At 44.4% G+C, this 356-nt stretch carries 1 protein-coding gene; it reads left to right on the forward strand.

Annotated elements, in window-relative coordinates; translation table 11 throughout:
• A partial coding sequence (locus ACSEXW_RS28340) for a hypothetical protein (RefSeq protein WP_438449523.1) occupies window positions 1–255 on the forward strand: 255 nt, incomplete at its 5' end.
• Window positions 256–356: the final 101 nt, after the last annotated feature.

The raw sequence follows: 356 nt of genomic DNA on the forward strand, positions 1-356 counted from the left end.
ACCTTGATTCTTAAAAACGATGGGGTTCAAGATCAAGGGATTCCTGAACGAAATCGTCTTAAGGTCTTTACCCATCAAGATATTCAATACTTATATAAGGGCAATGAAGGGATTCATCCGATAAAGACATTGGAAAGGCGAGAAGGACTGGAAAGCCGATTGGTGGAAAAGACCCTTCCCTTGATCCCATCGGCTACCCCCCAGTCTTCCTGCCTCCCTGGTGAACCCCTTCGAGGAAATCGGATGAACCCTTAAAGCCCTTATAAAAGAAGTATTGAAAACCTTGAAGGATGGGTAAAGACATGGAAAGACGATTTCTTGGGCCGATTCGAGGAAGTGGACAACTACAGATAACA

Origin of the sequence: Oryzibacillus soli, from assembly GCF_051594765.1 — a bacterium.
Classification (GTDB): Bacteria; Bacillota; Bacilli; order Paenibacillales; family NBRC-103111; genus Paenibacillus_AR.